Origin of the sequence: Methylobacterium sp. SyP6R (assembly GCF_019216885.1) — a bacterium.
In the GTDB taxonomy this organism is placed as follows: domain Bacteria; phylum Pseudomonadota; class Alphaproteobacteria; order Rhizobiales; family Beijerinckiaceae; genus Methylobacterium.
The window spans coordinates 4,180,077-4,196,335 of record NZ_JAAQRC020000001.1; the positions used below are offsets into that span (position 1 = coordinate 4,180,077).

The 16,259-nt window shown below is 70.7% G+C and carries 14 protein-coding genes; 10 read left to right on the forward strand and 4 right to left on the reverse strand.

The genetic code is table 11. From position 1 onward, the window contains the following. Positions 1-103 precede the first annotated feature (103 nt). The gene (locus HBB12_RS19260; RefSeq protein ID WP_236990820.1) at positions 104-2,458 is read left to right on the forward strand and encodes an MHYT domain-containing protein; all 2,355 of its coding nucleotides are present in this window, start codon (positions 104-106) and stop codon (positions 2,456-2,458) included. 337 nt (positions 2,459-2,795) lie between these two features. On the opposite strand, the gene rnhA is transcribed toward HBB12_RS19260, so the two are convergent. Then, positions 2,796-3,500, reverse strand: coding sequence for a ribonuclease HI (gene rnhA, locus HBB12_RS19265; RefSeq protein ID WP_236990821.1), 705 nt, complete (start codon positions 3,498-3,500; stop codon positions 2,796-2,798). Positions 3,501-3,769: 269 nt separating this feature from the next. Between rnhA and HBB12_RS19270 the strand changes: the two genes are divergently transcribed. Then, positions 3,770-5,170 carry a nucleobase:cation symporter-2 family protein gene (locus HBB12_RS19270; RefSeq protein ID WP_236990822.1) on the forward strand — a complete coding sequence of 467 codons (1,401 nt, stop codon included), beginning with the start codon at positions 3,770-3,772 and terminating at the stop codon, positions 5,168-5,170. Positions 5,171-5,299: 129 nt separating this feature from the next. Then, complete coding sequence (gene pucL, locus HBB12_RS19275) at positions 5,300-6,136, forward strand: factor-independent urate hydroxylase (RefSeq protein ID WP_236990823.1); 837 nt, start codon at positions 5,300-5,302, stop codon at positions 6,134-6,136. Between the two features lie 342 nt (positions 6,137-6,478). Here the strand turns inward: pucL and HBB12_RS19280 are convergent, their stop codons facing one another. Continuing rightward, a complete protein-coding gene (locus tag HBB12_RS19280) occupies positions 6,479-7,615 on the reverse strand; it encodes a YbdK family carboxylate-amine ligase (protein WP_236990824.1) in 1,137 nt (378 codons plus the stop codon). 179 nt (positions 7,616-7,794) lie between these two features. Further along, positions 7,795-8,559 carry a 16S rRNA (uracil(1498)-N(3))-methyltransferase gene (locus HBB12_RS19285; RefSeq protein WP_236990825.1) on the reverse strand — a complete coding sequence of 255 codons (765 nt, stop codon included), beginning with the start codon at positions 8,557-8,559 and terminating at the stop codon, positions 7,795-7,797. Positions 8,560-8,817: 258 nt separating this feature from the next. On the opposite strand from HBB12_RS19285, the gene HBB12_RS19290 reads away from it, so the two are divergent. Continuing rightward, entirely contained in the window at positions 8,818-9,303 is a 486-nt protein-coding gene (locus HBB12_RS19290; RefSeq protein WP_236990826.1) for a hypothetical protein, read from the forward strand. Positions 9,304-9,343: 40 nt separating this feature from the next. Further along, positions 9,344-10,285 carry a 4-hydroxybenzoate octaprenyltransferase gene (ubiA, locus tag HBB12_RS19295; protein WP_236990827.1) on the forward strand — a complete coding sequence of 314 codons (942 nt, stop codon included), beginning with the start codon at positions 9,344-9,346 and terminating at the stop codon, positions 10,283-10,285. 13 nt (positions 10,286-10,298) lie between these two features. Here ubiA and HBB12_RS19300 read toward each other — a convergent pair whose 3' ends face one another. Further along, positions 10,299-10,700, reverse strand: coding sequence for a DUF6101 family protein (locus HBB12_RS19300; protein ID WP_236990828.1), 402 nt, complete (start codon positions 10,698-10,700; stop codon positions 10,299-10,301). On the opposite strand from HBB12_RS19300, the gene HBB12_RS19305 reads away from it, so the two are divergent. From HBB12_RS19305 to mqo, 5 genes are all read left to right on the forward strand, one after another. Continuing rightward, positions 10,699-10,860 (forward strand): hypothetical protein, encoded by a 162-nt coding sequence (locus HBB12_RS19305; protein WP_236990829.1) that lies wholly within the window; start codon positions 10,699-10,701, stop codon positions 10,858-10,860. The genes HBB12_RS19300 and HBB12_RS19305 overlap by 2 nt on opposite strands. Before the next feature lie 350 nt (positions 10,861-11,210). Continuing rightward, positions 11,211-12,023, forward strand: coding sequence for a 3'(2'),5'-bisphosphate nucleotidase CysQ (locus HBB12_RS19310; protein WP_236990830.1), 813 nt, complete (start codon positions 11,211-11,213; stop codon positions 12,021-12,023). A gap of 511 nt (positions 12,024-12,534) precedes the next feature. Beyond that, positions 12,535-14,019 (forward strand): class II fumarate hydratase, encoded by a 1,485-nt coding sequence (gene fumC / locus HBB12_RS19315; protein ID WP_236990831.1) that lies wholly within the window; start codon positions 12,535-12,537, stop codon positions 14,017-14,019. Positions 14,020-14,333: 314 nt separating this feature from the next. Next, positions 14,334-14,729: a cupin domain-containing protein gene (locus tag HBB12_RS19320; protein ID WP_236990832.1), complete on the forward strand. Its 396-nt coding sequence runs from the start codon at positions 14,334-14,336 to the stop codon at positions 14,727-14,729. Between the two features lie 13 nt (positions 14,730-14,742). Further along, a complete protein-coding gene (gene mqo / locus HBB12_RS19325) occupies positions 14,743-16,239 on the forward strand; it encodes a malate dehydrogenase (quinone) (RefSeq protein WP_236990833.1) in 1,497 nt (498 codons plus the stop codon). The last annotated feature ends 20 nt before the right edge of the window (positions 16,240-16,259 follow it).

The window sequence follows — 16,259 nt, forward strand, 5'->3', positions numbered from 1 at the left end:
CGGGTGAGCTGGAGTATCAAATGATGCTCGAAGCCCCGGCTCGGCCGAGCCGGGGCCGGACGGTCCCGCTACGGGGGCCCGCTCCCGCGACTCAAGGTGCCCGATGGCGCATGAAGGCGTCCACGATCCCGTCCTCGTCGGCCTGTCGATCGCGATCGCCATGCTGGCGTCCTTCGTGGCGCTCGACCTCGCCGGCCGGATGACGGCCGCGACCGGCTGGGCCCGGCGGGCCTGGCTCACGGTCGCCGCCCTGGTGCTCGGCGGCGGCGTCTGGTCGATGCATTTCGTGGCGATGCTGGCCTTCCGCCTGCCGGGCCTCGACATCACCTACGATCTCGGCCTCACCCTGCTCTCCCTCGCGCTGCCGGTCGCCGTCACGGCGTTCGGCCTCGCCATCGCCCAGAGGCGGAAGGCCGGGTCGGGCGCGATCGTTGCCGCGGGCGTCGTGACCGGGCTCGGCATCGCCTCGATGCATTATACCGGCATGGCGGCGATGCGGCTCCCCGCCACGCTCCACTATGATCCGGCCTGGGTCGCCGCCTCGGTGCTGATCGCGGTCGGGGCCGCCACGGTGGCGATCCGGCTGGCTTTGGCCGAGAGCGGGCTTCCCTTGCGTGTCGCGGCCTCCGGGGCGATGGGGCTCGCCATCGCGGGCATGCATTACGCCGCCATGCGGGGCCTGCACGTGTCGCAATCGGGCGGGGCCGACCATGCCGGTATCGGGGCGCGGGTCGACCAGATCCGCCTCGCCGTCGGCGTCACCGCGGTCACCTTCCTGGTCCTCACGCTCGCGCTTGCCGCCGCGGCGATCGACCGTCGCGTCTCCCAGCGGGCCGCCCGCGAAGCCGCGGCCTTGCGCGCCAGCGAGGAGCGCTACCGCCTGCTCCTCCAGAGCGTGACCGACTACGCGATCTTCATGCTCGACCGCGACGGCGTGGTGGCGAACTGGAATGCCGGCGCCCGCCGGATCAAGGGCTACGAGGCCGAGGAGATCGTCGGCACCCACTTCTCGCGCTTCTACACCGCGGAGGACCGGGAGGCGGGCGTGCCGGCCCGGGCGCTCGCCACCGCGGCCGGGAGCGGCAAGTTCGAGGCCGAGGGCTGGCGGGTGCGCCGGGACGGCACCCGGTTCTGGGCCAGCGTCGTCATCGACCCGATCGTCGGCGAGGACGGCCGGCTCGTCGGCTTCGCCAAGGTCACGCGCGACATCACCGAGCGCAAGGCGGCGCAGGAGGCCCTGGTCCAGGCGCAAGCGGCCCTCGCCCAGGCCCAGAAGATGGAGGCGGTGGGCCAGCTCACCGGCGGGGTCGCCCACGACTTCAACAACCTGCTGATGGCGGTGCTGGGCAGCCTCGAATTGCTGCGCAAGCGCCTGCCCGACGATCCCCGCCTGCTGCGCTTGGTCGACAACGCGGTGCAGGGCGCCGAGCGCGGCGCGGCGCTCACCCAGCGCATGCTCGCCTTCGCCCGGCGCCAGGAGTTGAAGCCCGAGGCGGTGGATCTCGCGCGCCTCGTTTGCGACATGACCGATCTGCTCCGGCGCTCGATCGGTCCCGGCGTGCGGATCGAGACGCGCTTTCCCGCCGGGCTGCCGCCGGCCCTGGTCGATGCCCACCAGCTGGAGCTCGCGCTCCTCAACCTCGTGGTGAATGCCCGCGACGCGATGCCGGCGGGCGGCATCGTCACGGTCGCGGCCCGGCTGAGTGAGGCGGAGCCGGCCGGGGAAGACGGGCTCGATCCCTGCCTTCCCGCCCTCGGCCTCCCCATGCTCTGCCTTTCGGTAGCCGATACCGGGACCGGCATGGACGAGGCGACCCTCGCCCGGGCGCAGGAGCCGTTCTTCACCACCAAGGGCGTCGGCCGGGGCACGGGCCTCGGCCTCTCGATGGTGCACGGCCTGGCGGCGCAGTCGCGCGGCCGCCTGGTGCTGCGCAGCCGGCCGGGCACCGGCACCACCGCCGAGATCTGGCTGCCGGTGGCGGCGCCCGAGGCCGCGTCGGCACCCTCGCCGGGGGAGGCGCTCTCCGGCCGCGTCCCGCTCCGCCCCGTGGCGCCGCAGGTGGTCCTCGTCGTCGACGACGATCCCCTGGTGCTCGAGAATACCGCGGCGATGCTGGAGGACCTGGGCCACCGCGTGATCGAGGCCCGCTCCGGCCGGGAAGCCCTGGAGCTGATGCGCCGCGCCCGCACCCTCGACCTGGTCCTGACCGATCACGCCATGCCGGAGATGACCGGGCTCCAGCTCGCCGCCCGCCTCGCCGCCGAGCGGCCGGCGCTCCGGCTGATCCTCGCCACCGGCTATGCCGACCTCGGCCCCGACGAGGCCACCAGCCTGCCACGGCTCGCCAAGCCCTACGACCAGGCGGCGCTGGCCCGGATGATCGAGGCGGTGGTGCGGGGGACGCAGGCCGGCGCAGCCGACGACGACACGGTGGTGCCGTTTCCGAAGAGTGCGTGAGTGCGGGCGGTCGAGGGGAAAAAATGGGCGCGGGTTTTTCCCTCGCCCTTTGCGGGCAAACGGATTCACACAACAGCGCTCAAGCCCAACTCTGTATAAAAGCGGGCTCTTTCCCCTCCCCCCTCTGCGGGGGAGGGTGCCCGGTGGAGCCGGGCGGGAGAGGGGCAGCGCAACGCCGTTCCAGAGGGCGCTCTTCATGAAGTGAGCGACATTTCCGGAAGCGGCGTCCCCTCTCCCGGCCTGCTCCGCAGGCCACCCTCCCCCGCAGAGGGGGGAGGGGGGAAATCCGCACCTTTTCGTCCTCCGGACGACCGTGCCCGCTCTCCACTCGGGCCAGCTACGCCGCCGGCAGCTTCCGGGCTTTCGCCTCGCGCAGGAGCGCCAGCCCCTCGGGCCCGAGATCGAGCGTGAGGCGCAGCACCTCGTCGGCATAGGCCTGCGGCGTGGTGCCGGCCTGCTTGGCCGCCCGCGAGAGGCGAAGACCCAGCGCCCCGTCGACCGGGATCGAGGTCCCGCGCGGCGCGGGCTCCGCGGGCGGAGCGGCGGGAGCCGGGGATGGGGCCGGCGTCGTCGTGGGCATCTTGGCCGGCGCGATGTCGGCCCGCGGCGGCAGGCCGAGGGCCTGGCGCCGCCCTTGCGCCGCCAGCCGGTCGGCGCGCTCGTTGCCGGCCTCGCCGGAATGGCCCTTCACCCAGACCCAGCGCACGTCGCGCCGCGCCGCCAGCTCGTCGAGGCGCTGCATCAGCTCGACGTTCTTCACCGGGCCGGTGGTGGTGCGCCAGCCCTTGAGCTTCCAGCCGCGGATCCACTCCGTGACCGATTTCACCACGTACTGGCTGTCGCAGCGCATCTCGATCGCCGCGCCCTCGGGAAAATGCTCCAGCGCCCGGATCGCCGCGGTCAGCTCCATGCGGTTGTTGGTGCTCTGCGGGTCGCCCCCGCACAGCTCGACGGTGCCCTCCGGCGCCTGAATCACCACGCCCCAGCCGCCCGGGCCGGGATTGGGATCGCAGCCGCCGTCGGCATACACGATGGTTCGCATGGCTGCCTTTGCCTGAACGTCAAAAACGGATAGCGGCCTCAACCCCTCGCAAAGGGGCTGCCGGCCGCGCGGGCAGTGTCGGCCCGGAATGGTGAACAAATACCCGGGCGCCCCCGATCGCAACCCGCAACCGGCATCCTGTCCTTGCGCTGGCACGGCGCTTGCGGCTCCCCCAGGATGGACGATGATGAGGCGTCGGGGCGACGTAAGGAACGTCGCAATCGGTCCGCCCGCATCGCCCCCGGATGCCGCAAGAAGAGACGCGCCCCATGCCAGTCGAGCCCGCCGACGCCGTCGACGAGATGTTGCCGCCGGCCCGCCTCGTGCCGCTCGCGCTGCAGCACGTGCTGGTGATGTATGCGGGCGCCGTGGCGGTGCCGCTGATCGTCGGCCGGGCGCTGGGCCTGAAGCCGGAAGAGGTCGCCTTCCTCATCAGTGCCGACCTGTTCGCCTGCGGCCTCGCGACCCTGATCCAGTCGGCGGGCCTCCTCGGGTTCGGTATCCGCCTGCCGGTGATGATGGGCGTGACCTTCGCGTCGGTCGGCCCGATCCTGTCGATGGGGGCGCTGCCGGAGGTCGGGCTTCTCGGCATCTACGGTGCGGTGATCGCCTCCGGCGTCTTCGGCCTCTTGGTCGCGCCCCATGTCAGCCGCCTGCTGCCGCTGTTTCCGCCGGTCGTCACCGGCACGATCATCCTGGTCATCGGCATCTCGCTGATGCGGGTCGGGATCAACTGGGCCGGCGGCGGCCAGCCGACCCTGACGAAGATCATCGACGGCGTGCCCGTCGCCGTGCCGAACCCGAATTACGCGCAGGCCGGCGGCCTCGGCATCGCCCTCCTGGTGCTGCTCGTGATCCTCGCCCTGCTCCGCTGGGGGCGGGGCTTCATCGCCAACGTGGCGGTGCTGCTCGGCATCGTCGCCGGCTCGGTCGTGGCGGCGATGCTCGGCCTCATGCATGTCGACAAGGTCGCGGCCGCCCCCTGGTTCGCCCCCGTGCTGCCGTTCCATTTCGGCTGGCCGCAATTCCATCTGGTGCCGATCGCCACGATGTGCGTCGTGATGATCGTGACGATGATCGAGTCGACCGGGATGTTTCTGGCGCTGGGCGAGATCACCGGCCGGCCGGTCTCGCAGAAGGACCTCGCCCGGGGCCTGCGCGCCGACGGGCTCGGCACGCTGTTGGGGGGCATCTTCAATACCTTCCCCTACACCTCGTTCTCGCAGAATGTCGGCCTCGTCGGGGTGACCGGGGTGCGCTCGCGCTATATCACGGTGGCGGGCGGCGTCATCCTGCTGGCGCTCGGATTGCTGCCGAAGATGGCCGCCCTCGTCGAGGCGGTGCCGCAGGTGGTGCTCGGCGGCGCGGGGCTGGTGATGTTCGGCATGGTCGCGGCGACCGGCGCGCGCATCCTCACGGCGGTGGACTTTCGCGGCCAACCGAGGAACCAGTTCGTGGTGGCGGTCGCGGTCGGCTTCGGCATGATCCCGCTGGTGGCGCCGACCTTCTTCCGCAACCTGCCGCACGCGCTGCATCCGCTGCTCGAATCGGGCATCCTGCTCGCCTCGATCGCCGCGGTGCTGCTCAACGCCTTCTTCAACGGGCTGGGCAGCACCGAGCAGGCGGGCCGGGACGCCACCAAAGCTGCGGCCGCCGCCGAACACGTCTGATACGGCTTCCGGAAGATTCCTTCCGGAAGCCGTATCACCAGCCCGCGCGGCGCCTGAGCGAAGCCGCTTTCCGCATCGCGAAGCGATCAATCGGAAAGCGTATGATCCGGATTTCTTCAAGAGGAACCCATGACCCTGCTGCACAAGACCTACGGCAAGGGCCGGGTGCGGGTGATGCGCGTCCACCGCGACGGCGACCGGCACGAGGTGCGCGAACTGACCGTGAAGGCGATGCTGACCGGCGCCTTCGACCGCACCTTCACCGATGCCGACAACAGCGCCACCGTCTCGACCGACACGGTCAAGAACGTGGTCTACATCGTCGCCCGCGAGAACCCGGCCCTGCCGACGGAGGCGTTCTGCCGCGCGGTGGCGCAACGTCTGCTCGACAGCTACCCGCAGATGGAAACGGCGACCGTCACCGGCCACGAGACCCGCTGGAACCGCCTCGCGGTCGATGGCGCCGCCCATCCCCACACATTCACGCTCGACGGCAACGGCCAGCCCTTCGCCCGGGTGGCCCTGTCGCGCGGCGGCGCGACCGTGGAATCCGGCCTGTCGGGCTTCACCTTCCTGAAGAGCACGGAATCGGGCTGGGCCCACTACGTCAAGGATCCCTACACGACGATCCCCGAGACCCACGACCGCATCGCCGCCACCAGCATGGAGGCGACCTGGCGCTGGTCTTCCGAGCCGGCCGATTACGTGGCTGCCAACGCGCTGACCCTCTCGACGCTGCTGCGGGTCTTTGCAGGCAGCTACAGCCACAGCCTGCAGGACAGTCTCTACCGGATGGGCATGGCGGCGCTCGAGGCGGTGCCGGAGATCGAGACCATCACGCTCGCCTGCCCGAACAAGCACTACCTGCTGGCCAACCTCACGCCCTTCGGCCTCGACAACCCGAACCAGGTCTTCATCGCCACCGACGAGCCGCACGGGCAGATCGAGTGTACGGTGGGGCGGTGAGGGGCCGAAGTTTCTAACACGGATACGCCATACGATAGGCGCAGTGCAGTCGCGGACGAGAAGAGGCGCGGGTTTCCCCTCTCCCCGCGGGCGGGGAGAGGGCCGAGCCCTCGTTCAGAGGGCGCGGCAAGCCCGCAGGGCGAGGGTGAGGGGGCGTTTCCGGAGTAGCCTCACTCGTTGACACCCCCTCACCCTCGCTCCGGCTTTCGCCTGCGCTCCTTTCGCCCCCGGCAAGGGGGGCGAAAGCCTCTCCCCGCCCGCGGGGAGAGGGGGATCCCGCGCCGATCTCGTCCCGGATGGTCTGGGGCCGGCGAACGTGTAGCGAACCGCTCGGACAGAGCATCAATGCCGCGTCGGATTCGCACCCACCGTCTCGGCGGTGAGCCAATCGACCACCTCCGCCAGCGCCTCCCGCGGCGGCAAACCTCGCCCTTGAGCTTCAGTGAACAGGGCGAGCTGGCGGTCGGCGCTGGTGCCGCGGGCGATGATCCAGCGGGCGAGATCGAGCTCGGCCTCGCACCCCAGCGCCCGGGCATCCTCGGCCACCAGCGCAAGCGTCTCGGCGAGCACCGTCGCCACCGGCCGCGCCGCCCGCGTCGCCTCGCAGACGAAGCTGCCGTGGATGCCGTAGCGCTGCGCCCGCCAGCAATTCTCCGCCGCGATCGCCTGCGAGGCGCCGGTCAGGTCGCGGTGGAGCGCCGGATCGTGGGCGAGGCGGCGCACCAGGCAGCGGTAGAGCGCCGCGACGGCGAGCGCGTCGTCGAGGCGGGTGCAGCTGTCGGCGATGCGCAGGTCGAGGCCGGGGCCACTGGGGGACGGGCAGATCACCCACCAGACGTGGCGCGGGTCGTCGATGGCGCCGCTCCCCACCACCATGTCGAGGTAGCGGGCGTAATCGGAATCGTCCCGGAACAGCGGCGGCAAGCCGCTGCGGGGCAACTCTCGCGATGCGGCGAGGCGGTAGCCGAGGAGGCCGGTGCGCTGCGCCTGCCAGAACGGCGACGAGGTCGAGAGGGCGAGCAGCAGGGCGAGGTAGGGCTGCATCCGGTTCATCAGGTCGACCCGCGAGACGCCGTCGGGCACCCCGACCCCGACGCTGAGGCCGCAGACGATGGTGCGGCTGCCGACCATCTGGAGGTCGCGCAGCACCCGGCCGCGGGCGGCCTGTTCGCGTGGGCGCACCCGGCTCCACAGGGCCAGCGGATGGGTGCCCGACGCCATCAGGGCGAGGCCGCGGGCGGCAGCCCGCGCGCCGATCTCGCGGCGCAGGGATGCGAGGGTCCGGCGTGCGTCGCCGAGGTCGCTCACCGGCTCGGTCGCCCAGACCAGTTGCGGCTCCATCAGCTCGGTGCGCACCTGGGGGTGGGCGGACCGGCAGGCGGCGAGGAAATCGCGGGTGCGGGCCCGGGCGGCGTCGCGCTTGCCCGCATCGTTGATGAACACTTCCTCCTCGAGGCAGACGTCGAAATCCGCTCGCATACGCAACACCTCCGGCAACAGCGGGCCGCGACGCGCCCATGGTCGCGAGCCGCGAATCGGCTCGCGCCCGCGGGGCGGCTCGGTCAGTCAGCGCTTGAATTGCGGCGCGATCCCGGACGGGCGGCGCCGCGGAAACGGGGCGGATCAGGCCCCGTCAGGCTCTCACGAGGCCTCCGGCCTCATGACACCTGTTGCCGCCCGTCGCCGAGCACGGCCTGGACCAGGGCCAGCACCGCCACGGCGGCGGTGTCGGCGCGCAGGATCCGCGGGCCGAGGGAGAGACGGACGGTGTGGGGACGGTCTCCGATCAGGGTGCGCTCCTCCGGCGTGAACCCCCCCTCCGGTCCGATCACAACGGCCAGCGGGACGGCGGCGTTCCCGGGTGCCGCCTGCCGCAACGCCATGACCGGATCGGCGAGCGGCGCGTCCTCGTCGCAGAACACCAGCAGGCGCTCCGGCGCGAGGCCGGCCAGGGCCTGCCCGAGCGGCGTCGCGTCCCGGATCTCCGGCAGGCTCAAGATTCCGCATTGCTCGGCGGCCTCGATCGCGTTGGCCCGCAACTTGTCGAGCTTGATCCGGTCGCCCTGCGTGCGCCGCGTCACCACCGGCTGGATCAGGCTCGCACCCATCTCCACCGCCTTCTGGGCGACGTAGTCGAGGCGGGCGGCCTTGAGCGGGGCGAACAGGTAATGCAGGTCGCCCGGCGGCGTCTGCGGCCGGGTTTGGGCCCGCAGCACCAGGTCCGCCGCCTTGCGGCCGGTGGGCTCGATCTCGGCCCGCCACTCGCCGTCGCGGCCGTTGAACACCAGCACCGGCTCGCCCGCATCGCGCCGCAGCACCGAGAGCAGGTAATTCGCCTGCGCCCGGTCGAGGGTGTGCCGTGCCCCCTCCCGCATCGGGATGTCGAGGAAGAGCCGGGGAGCGTTGAAATCGTAGGCTGCCATGGCCGCCCTGCTCGCCGAGTCGGGGGCGGGATGTCAATTGCCGGTCCTGTTGCGCCCACCATGTTGCTGGTCTGCAACAGCGAGCGCCGACCGTGGCCGGAGCGCCTGCCATCGGGCGCATCCCGCATGAAGGCGCCACATTCCTGTGCAGAAAGCACGACGAGGCCGGGAGCGGCACGGAATTCTTCACTATGCCGGGCGCGCCGCGAAAGAATGCGGCCAGACGGTTCGGGGCTGACAGCTTTGGGGGGTTGGGAGATGACTCGCATGCGTGTGACCGTGGCGGCGCTGGCCGGAAGCCTGCTCGGCGCGACGCTCCTCGGCGGGGCCGCCCAGGCCCAGGGCGCCGATTGCTCGGCGATCCAGAAGACCCTGACCGAGCGCAAGGACATCGTCGGCAAGGTCAACGCCGCCTCCCAGGGCAAGAAGGCGAAGATCACCGCGGCCGCCGCCTGCACCCTGTTCACCAAGCTCCAGGCCAACGGCACCGAGGGCCTGAAGTGGATCACCGCCAACAAGGATTGGTGCTCGATCCCGGATTCCTTCGTCGAGGGCTTCAAGGCCGATCACGGCCGTGTCTCGACCCTGCGCACCAAGGTCTGCCAGGCGGCGGTGCAGCAGGCGGCGATGGAGAAGAAGGCCCGCGCCATGGCGGCCCAGCAGCAGCAGGGCGGCGGGGGCGGCGGCCTCCTCGGCGGGCCCGGCCTGACCGGCAGCTTCCGGGTGCCGCAGGGCGCCCTGTGAGCCCGATGCCGATGACGGCCCGGGCGACTCACGCCGAGAGATGAATCCAGCCCCCGACCGTCCGGTCGCCGATGCCGTCACCGGGCACTGGGTCGACCGGCACGCCCCCGAGGCGGTCCGGCCCTACCTGCGGCTCGCCCGCATCGAGCGGCCGATCGGCTGGTGGCTGCTCCTGCTGCCGTGCTGGTGGTCGGCGGCGCTCGCGGCCATCGCGGCGGGGCGCCCGGGCCCGAGCCTGTGGCACCTCGCCTTGTTCCTGGTCGGCGCGGTCGCCATGCGGGGGGCGGGCTCGACCTACAACGACATCGCCGACCGCGACCTCGACGCCCGCGTCGAGCGCACGCGCCTGCGGCCGCTGCCCTCCGGGCGTATCCGCGTGCGCCACGCCCTGACCTTCCTGGTGCTGCAGGCGCTGATCGGCCTTACGGTGCTGCTGCAATTCAACAGGACGGCGATCCTCGTCGGCATCGCCTCGCTCGCGCCCGTCGCCATCTACCCGTTCATGAAGCGGGTGATGCCGGTGCCGCAAGCCGTGCTCGGCCTTGCCTTCGCTTGGGGCGCGCTGATGGGCTGGGTCGCCCTGTTCGGCCGCCTCGATGCCCCGGCCTACTGGCTCTATGCCGGCGCCATCGCCTGGGTCATCGGCTACGACACCATCTACGCGGTGCAGGACATCGAGGACGACGAGATCGCCGGCATCAAGTCCTCGGCCCGCTTCTTCGGCACACGGGTGCGCCTCGCGGTGGCGGGCTGCTTCCTGGCCTGCGTCCTGTTCATCGGCCTTGCCCTGTCGGGGGCCGGGGCCGGGCCGATCGGTCTTGCCGGTCTCGCGCTGTTTGCCGGCCACCTCGCCTGGCAGGTCGGGCGGCTCGATCCGCGCGACGGCGCGGAGGCGTTGCGGCTGTTCCGCAGCAACCGGGATGCGGGGCTGATCCTGTTCTGCGGCCTCACGCTGGACGCGCTCTGGCAAGGCTTGATGTAGCCGTCGGGAGCGCTCAGACGCTCCCGCCCTCGGTCATCAGCGCCTCGTCGCGGTAGACCAGCGGGCGCAGCGGCAGGCGGCCGGTCTTGCGGCGGGTGAGGAAGCGCGGCCGGCGGTGGTTCAGCAGCCCGTGCCGGCGGCGGATCCGCACCGCGCCGAGCTTCACCCGGCCGAGCTGCTCGCCCATCGGGGAGACCGCGCCGTCCTCCTGGATCACCACCAGGGGCAGGCCCGATTCGGCACCGAGCCGGCGCCACACCGCCACCACCTCGTCGTCGCCGTAGAGGCCGAGCCGCATCAGCGGGTCGCCGCTGCGGTCGAGCACCATCACGGCGAAGCGGTCCTCGCCGGCGGCGTCGCTGGCATCGCCGTCGAGGCACAGCGCGAGGCTGCCGGCGGTGCTGGCGCCCGGCATGCGGCCGATCATCGGAAGCGCCGTCGGCTCGGCCTGGACAGGGCCGCGATGGATGACGGGGAGCCCGACATCGCGACGGGCGGCGCTGCTGCTCGAAGACCGGCTGTTCGACGAAGGGAATCTGGTGATCATGGTTCTGCTCGACGCCCTGTCCGCGTGAGGCGGCGACCTCTGTCGTGTCGTCCGCTGTTGATCCGACATTGGACCCGCACCGCCTCAGAACGCCTTAAAAGGCAGCGTTAAGCGATAGTTGGCGCGGCACAGATGAGCCGAATGCTCAACGGATCCTTGTCGCGACCCGATTCATTTATCGTTCACCGCCAGTACAAGGCAGAGCCGCGGAGTGAAACGGTTCGATAAGACGATGCGGCATCGCCATCACCGGGCGCGCCGCGACGAATCCTTGTGGCGCCCGGTGCCGGAGCCTACAACGAAGGAAATCCCGCTTCGGCTCGACCCGTGCCCGCCGCGGGGCGCCGGGCACTCCCCTCGAATCAGCGGCGGCCCTTCATGCCTCTCTCCGACGACCTGCGTCCTCTCCTGCCTCAGGTCAGGGCGATCATCCGCGAGGCCGCCCTCCTGGCGCTGCCGTATTTCCGGCAGGGCGAACGCACCTCTGCCCGGGTCTGGAACAAGGCCGGCGGCTCGCCGGTGACGGAAGCCGACGTGACGGTGGACACCTTCCTGAAGGTGCGCCTGAGCGAGCTGATCCCCGGCGCCGCCTGGCTCTCGGAGGAGACCCGCGACGATCCGGTCCGCCTCTCCCACGATCTGGTCTGGATCGTCGATCCGATCGACGGCACCCGCGCCTTCCTGTCCGGCGATCCCGACTGGTCGATCGCCGTGGCCCTGCTCGCGAACGGCCAGCCGGTCCTCGGTCACGTCGCCGCGCCGGTCACCGCGACCCTCTACGAGGCCGTGGCCGGGGAGGGGGCCACCAAGGACGGCGTGCCGATCCGGGTCTCGGCCCAGGCGGCCATGGCGGGGGCCCGCGTCACCGGCCCGAAGCCGATGGCCGACCGGCTCGAGCGCCAGCTCGGCCTCGGCGGGACCCCGGGCGCGCTGGTGCGGCTGCCGCGGATCCCCTCGCTCGCCCTGCGCCTGGTGCGGGTGGCGGAGGGCCTCGTCGATGTCGGGCTGGTCTCGTCGGATGCCCGGGACTGGGACCTCGCCGGGGCCGACCTCATCCTGCGCGAGGCCGGCGGCGCCGTGCTCGGCCTCGACGGGCAGGCCCCGGTCTACAACCGGCGCGACCCGATCCATGGCGAGCTCGTCGCCCTGCCGCAGGCGTTGCGGGAGGCGGTGCTGGCGGGGCTTGCCTGAATGGCGGCGGCCGTCAGGCCACGCGTGGAAGTCTCCAGGTAGAATTGAGGCACGGGCTCCCCCCCTTTCCCCGCGGACGGGGAGAGGGTTGCGTCCCCGTCCAGGGGATGCGGCAAGCCCGAAGGGCGAGGGTGAGGGGGGGGCCCGGACGAGACTCCGCCGGCACCACCCCCTCACCCTCGCTCCGGCTTTCGCCTGCGCTCCTTTCGCACCCGGCAAGGGGTGGCGAAAGCCTCTCCCCGCCCGCGGGGACAGGAGCAGACCAGCACCTTTTCCTTTTCCCGATCGCCCTTCGCCAGTCGCGCTCATGCGGTTTGCCGGCGCAGAACGGTCGTGGAGCGGTCTCCCGCGTCGCAGTCGCGGCATCCGGCCGTTTCAAATGTTAAAGCCAAGCCGCGTATCTGCATCAATATATCCAAAACTCCATCAGATCATTCAAGAAGGCCGGCGCCGGCCGGTCTAGTTGGCGTGCAGCGCGTACCTCACCCTCGATTTCTCGCGCGGAGGCACGATGACAGCGAACGAAGCGGGCGACATCCCGGTCTCGCAGGAAATCCCGCCGGTCCTGCAGGAGGTCCCGATCGGCCTGGCCGAGACCGGCACGCGGACCGAGTTCGATTCGATGGGCCGGGTCGAGGTGCCGGCCAATCGCTACTGGGGGGCGCAGACCGAGCGTTCGCTGCACCATTTCGACATCGGCGGCGACCGGATGCCGAAGGCGGTCTACCACGCCTACGGGACGGTCAAGAAGGCCTGCGCCCTCGTCAATGCCGCGGCGGGCCGCCTGCCGGGCTGGAAGCGCGATGCGATCGTGCGGGCCGCCGACGAGACCATCGCGGGGGCGCTCGACGCGCATTACCCGCTCTTCGTCTGGCAGACCGGGTCCGGCACCCAGTCCAACATGAACGTCAACGAGGTGATCGCCAACCGGGCGATCCAGCTCCTCGGCGGGCGTCTCGGCAGCCAGCAGCCGATCGGCCCCAACGACGACGTCAATATGGGCCAGTCGTCGAACGACACCTTCCCGACCGCGATGCACGTCGCCACGGTCGAGGCGATCGATGCGCTCCTCTTGCCGCAGGTCGGCCGCCTGGCCGAAACGATCGAAGCCAAGGCCGATGGCTGGATGGACGTGGTCAAGATCGGCCGCACCCATCTCGAGGACGCGGTGCCGCTCACCGTCGGCCAGGAATGGCACGGCTGGGCCGGGCAGATCCGCGCCGCGCTGGCCGAGATCGAGCGCAGCCGGGAAGGGCTCTATGAACTGGCGGTCGGCGGCACCGCGGTCGGCACCGGGCTCAACGCGCCGGCGGGCTTCGCCGCCGCGGTGGCGAAGACGATCGCCGAGCTCACGGGCAAGCCCTTCGTGACCGCGCCGAACAAGTTCGCCGCGCAAGGCTCCCTCGACCCGATGGTGCGGGCGCATGCCGGTCTGCGCGGCCTCGCCGTGGCGCTGATGAAGGTCGCCAACGACATGCGCTGGCTCGCCTCGGGCCCGCGCTGCGGCCTCGGCGAACTGATCCTGCCGTCGAACGAGCCGGGCTCGTCGATCATGCCCGGCAAGGTCAACCCGACCCAGTGCGAGGCGATGGTGATGATCGCCATCCAGGTCCTCGGCAACGATGCCGCCGTGGCCTTCGCGGGCAGCCAGGGCAATTTCGAACTGAACGCCATGCGCCCGGTCATCATCAGCAACGTCCTGCACTCGATCCGCATCCTGGCCGATGGCTGCGCCCGGTTCCGCGAATTCTCGGTCGAGGGGACGGAGCTGAACCGGGAGCGGATCGCGGCCTATGTCGAGGGCAGCGTGATGCTGGTCACCGCGCTCTCGCCGGTGATCGGCTACCAGAACGCCGCCCACATCGCCGAGAAGGCGATCGCCGACGGCACCACGCTGCGCGAGGCGGCGCTCGCCTCCGGCAAGGTCGACGCGGCGCTGTTCGACGGGACGATCCGGCCGCTCGACATGGTGGGGCGGGGTCTCGCGGGCGCGTGACCTTCGGTCGAGGGCATCTGCTTCGATCGAGAATTCCAGGCCATCCGCGACCTTGTCCTGAGGTGCGAGCGAAGCGAGCCTCGAAGGAGGGCTCCGGATATCCCAGAGACCTCTGGAGTCCTGCTTCGAGGTCGGTCGATCTTCGATCGTATGCGATCTGCGATAGCCGACACCTCAGGACGGGATTGCGGGTGTGATGATAAAGGTATCGTCGATGTTGGTATCGCAATAATAATTCGTATTTTTATTTAAGACATCTGAGATTGCGAACGAGACGAACGACACCCGTCGACCACCCTCCAAGGAGAGGCACGATGATCCGTTGCGTCAGGATGTGGACCGGTCCCGACGGCGATTCCCTGTTCGAGGAAGGAACGATCGCGCTCGACGAGGGCGAGCGCGGCGACCTGATCGGTGCAGGCGTCGCCGCGAAGGAAATCTCGTTCCGGGAGACCGGTTCTGGCGGGTCCTTCGCCTGGCACCAGGACCCGGTGCCGCGCTTCGTGCTCACCCTGTCGGGCACGCTCGAATTCGAGACCAAGTCCGGCCGGACCTTCACCATCCGCCCCGGCGACGTGCTGCTCGCTGAGGACAACAGCGGCTCCGGCCACCGCTGGCGGCTGATCGGCGACGAGCCCTGGCGGCGCGCCTACGTCGTCTACGAGGACGGGGCCGCGCTCCCGTTCACGCCCGCCGTCCGCAACGATTGAGCGCGAGGGGATCATGGCCTTTCATCCCAACGACAATCCCGACATCGTCCTGATCGGGGCCGGGATCATGAGCGCGACCCTCGGTACCGTGCTCAAGGAACTCGATCCTGCGCTCACCGTGGCGATGATCGAGCGGCTCGGCGACTGCGCCCGGGAGAGCTCGGAGGCCTGGAACAATGCCGGCACCGGCCACGCCGCCAATTGCGAACTGAACTACACGCCCCAGCGGCCGGACGGCTCGGTCGACATCGCCAAGGCCCTCGAAGTCAACACCGAGTTCGACCTGTCGCGCCAGCTCTGGGCCCATCTCGTGAGGAAGGGCGCCATCCCCGATCCGCGCGCCTTCCTGCATCCCTGCCCGCATATGAGCTTCGTCTGGGGCCGGGAGAATGTGGACTTCCTGCGCACCCGCTACCGGGAGATGTCGGCGCATCATTGCTACCACGGCATGGACTACAGCGAGGACCGGGCGACGATCGCCGCCTGGGCGCCGCTCGTCATGGAGGGGCGCGAGCCCGGCCAGCCGGTAGCGGCGACCCGGATCGTCACCGGCACCGACGTCGATTACGGTGCGCTCACCCATCTGCTGGTGGCGCAGCTCTCGGCCCAGGACGGGTTCTCGGTCCATTACGACCGCGAGGTCGTGGGGCTCGACCGGGAGCCGGACGGGCGCTGGCGGGTGACCGTCACGGATACCTACGACGGCACGCAGGAGATCCTGCGGGCGAAGTTCGTCTTCATCGGTGCGGGCGGAGCCGCCCTCGACCTCCTGCAGACATCCGGCATCCCGGAGGGGAGGGGCTATGGCGGCTTCCCGGTGAGCGGGATCTGGCTGCGCTGCGACTCTGATGCGGTCTCGCGGCGCCACCACGCCAAGGTCTACGGCAAGGCCGCCAGCGGCTCGCCGCCGATGTCGGTCCCCCATCTCGACACGCGGGTGATCGGCGGCAAGACCTCGCTGCTGTTCGGCCCCTATGCAGGCTTCTCGTCGAAGTTCCTCAAGCACGGCTCGGTGACCGATCTCTTCCGCTCGATCACGCCCGGGAACGTCGTGCCGCTCCTCGAGGTCGCCAAGGACAACGTGGCGCTGACCGAGTACCTGATCGGGCAGGTGCTGCAGAGCGCGCACCACCAGTTCGCGACCTTGCAGCAATTCTTCCCGCAGGCCCGCCGCGGCGACTGGCGGGAGGCGGTGGCCGGCCAGCGGGTGCAGATCATCAAGCCGGATCCGGAGCGGGGCGGCGTGCTCGAATTCGGCACCGAACTCGTCTCGGCACAGGACCGCTCCCTCGTCGCGCTGCTCGGCGCCTCGCCCGGGGCGTCGACGGCGGCCTCCATCGCCATCGCGGTGCTGGAGCGCTGCTTTCCCGACCGCCTTAGCGGGGACGGTTGGCTGCCGGCGCTCGAACGCATGATCCCCACCTACGGCATCGACCTCAAGGTCGATGCCGAGGCCTGCCGGCGCAGCCGTGCGGAGACCGCCGCCCTGCTGCGCATCGAGAATGTCTGAGCGCGAGAATGTCTGAGGGA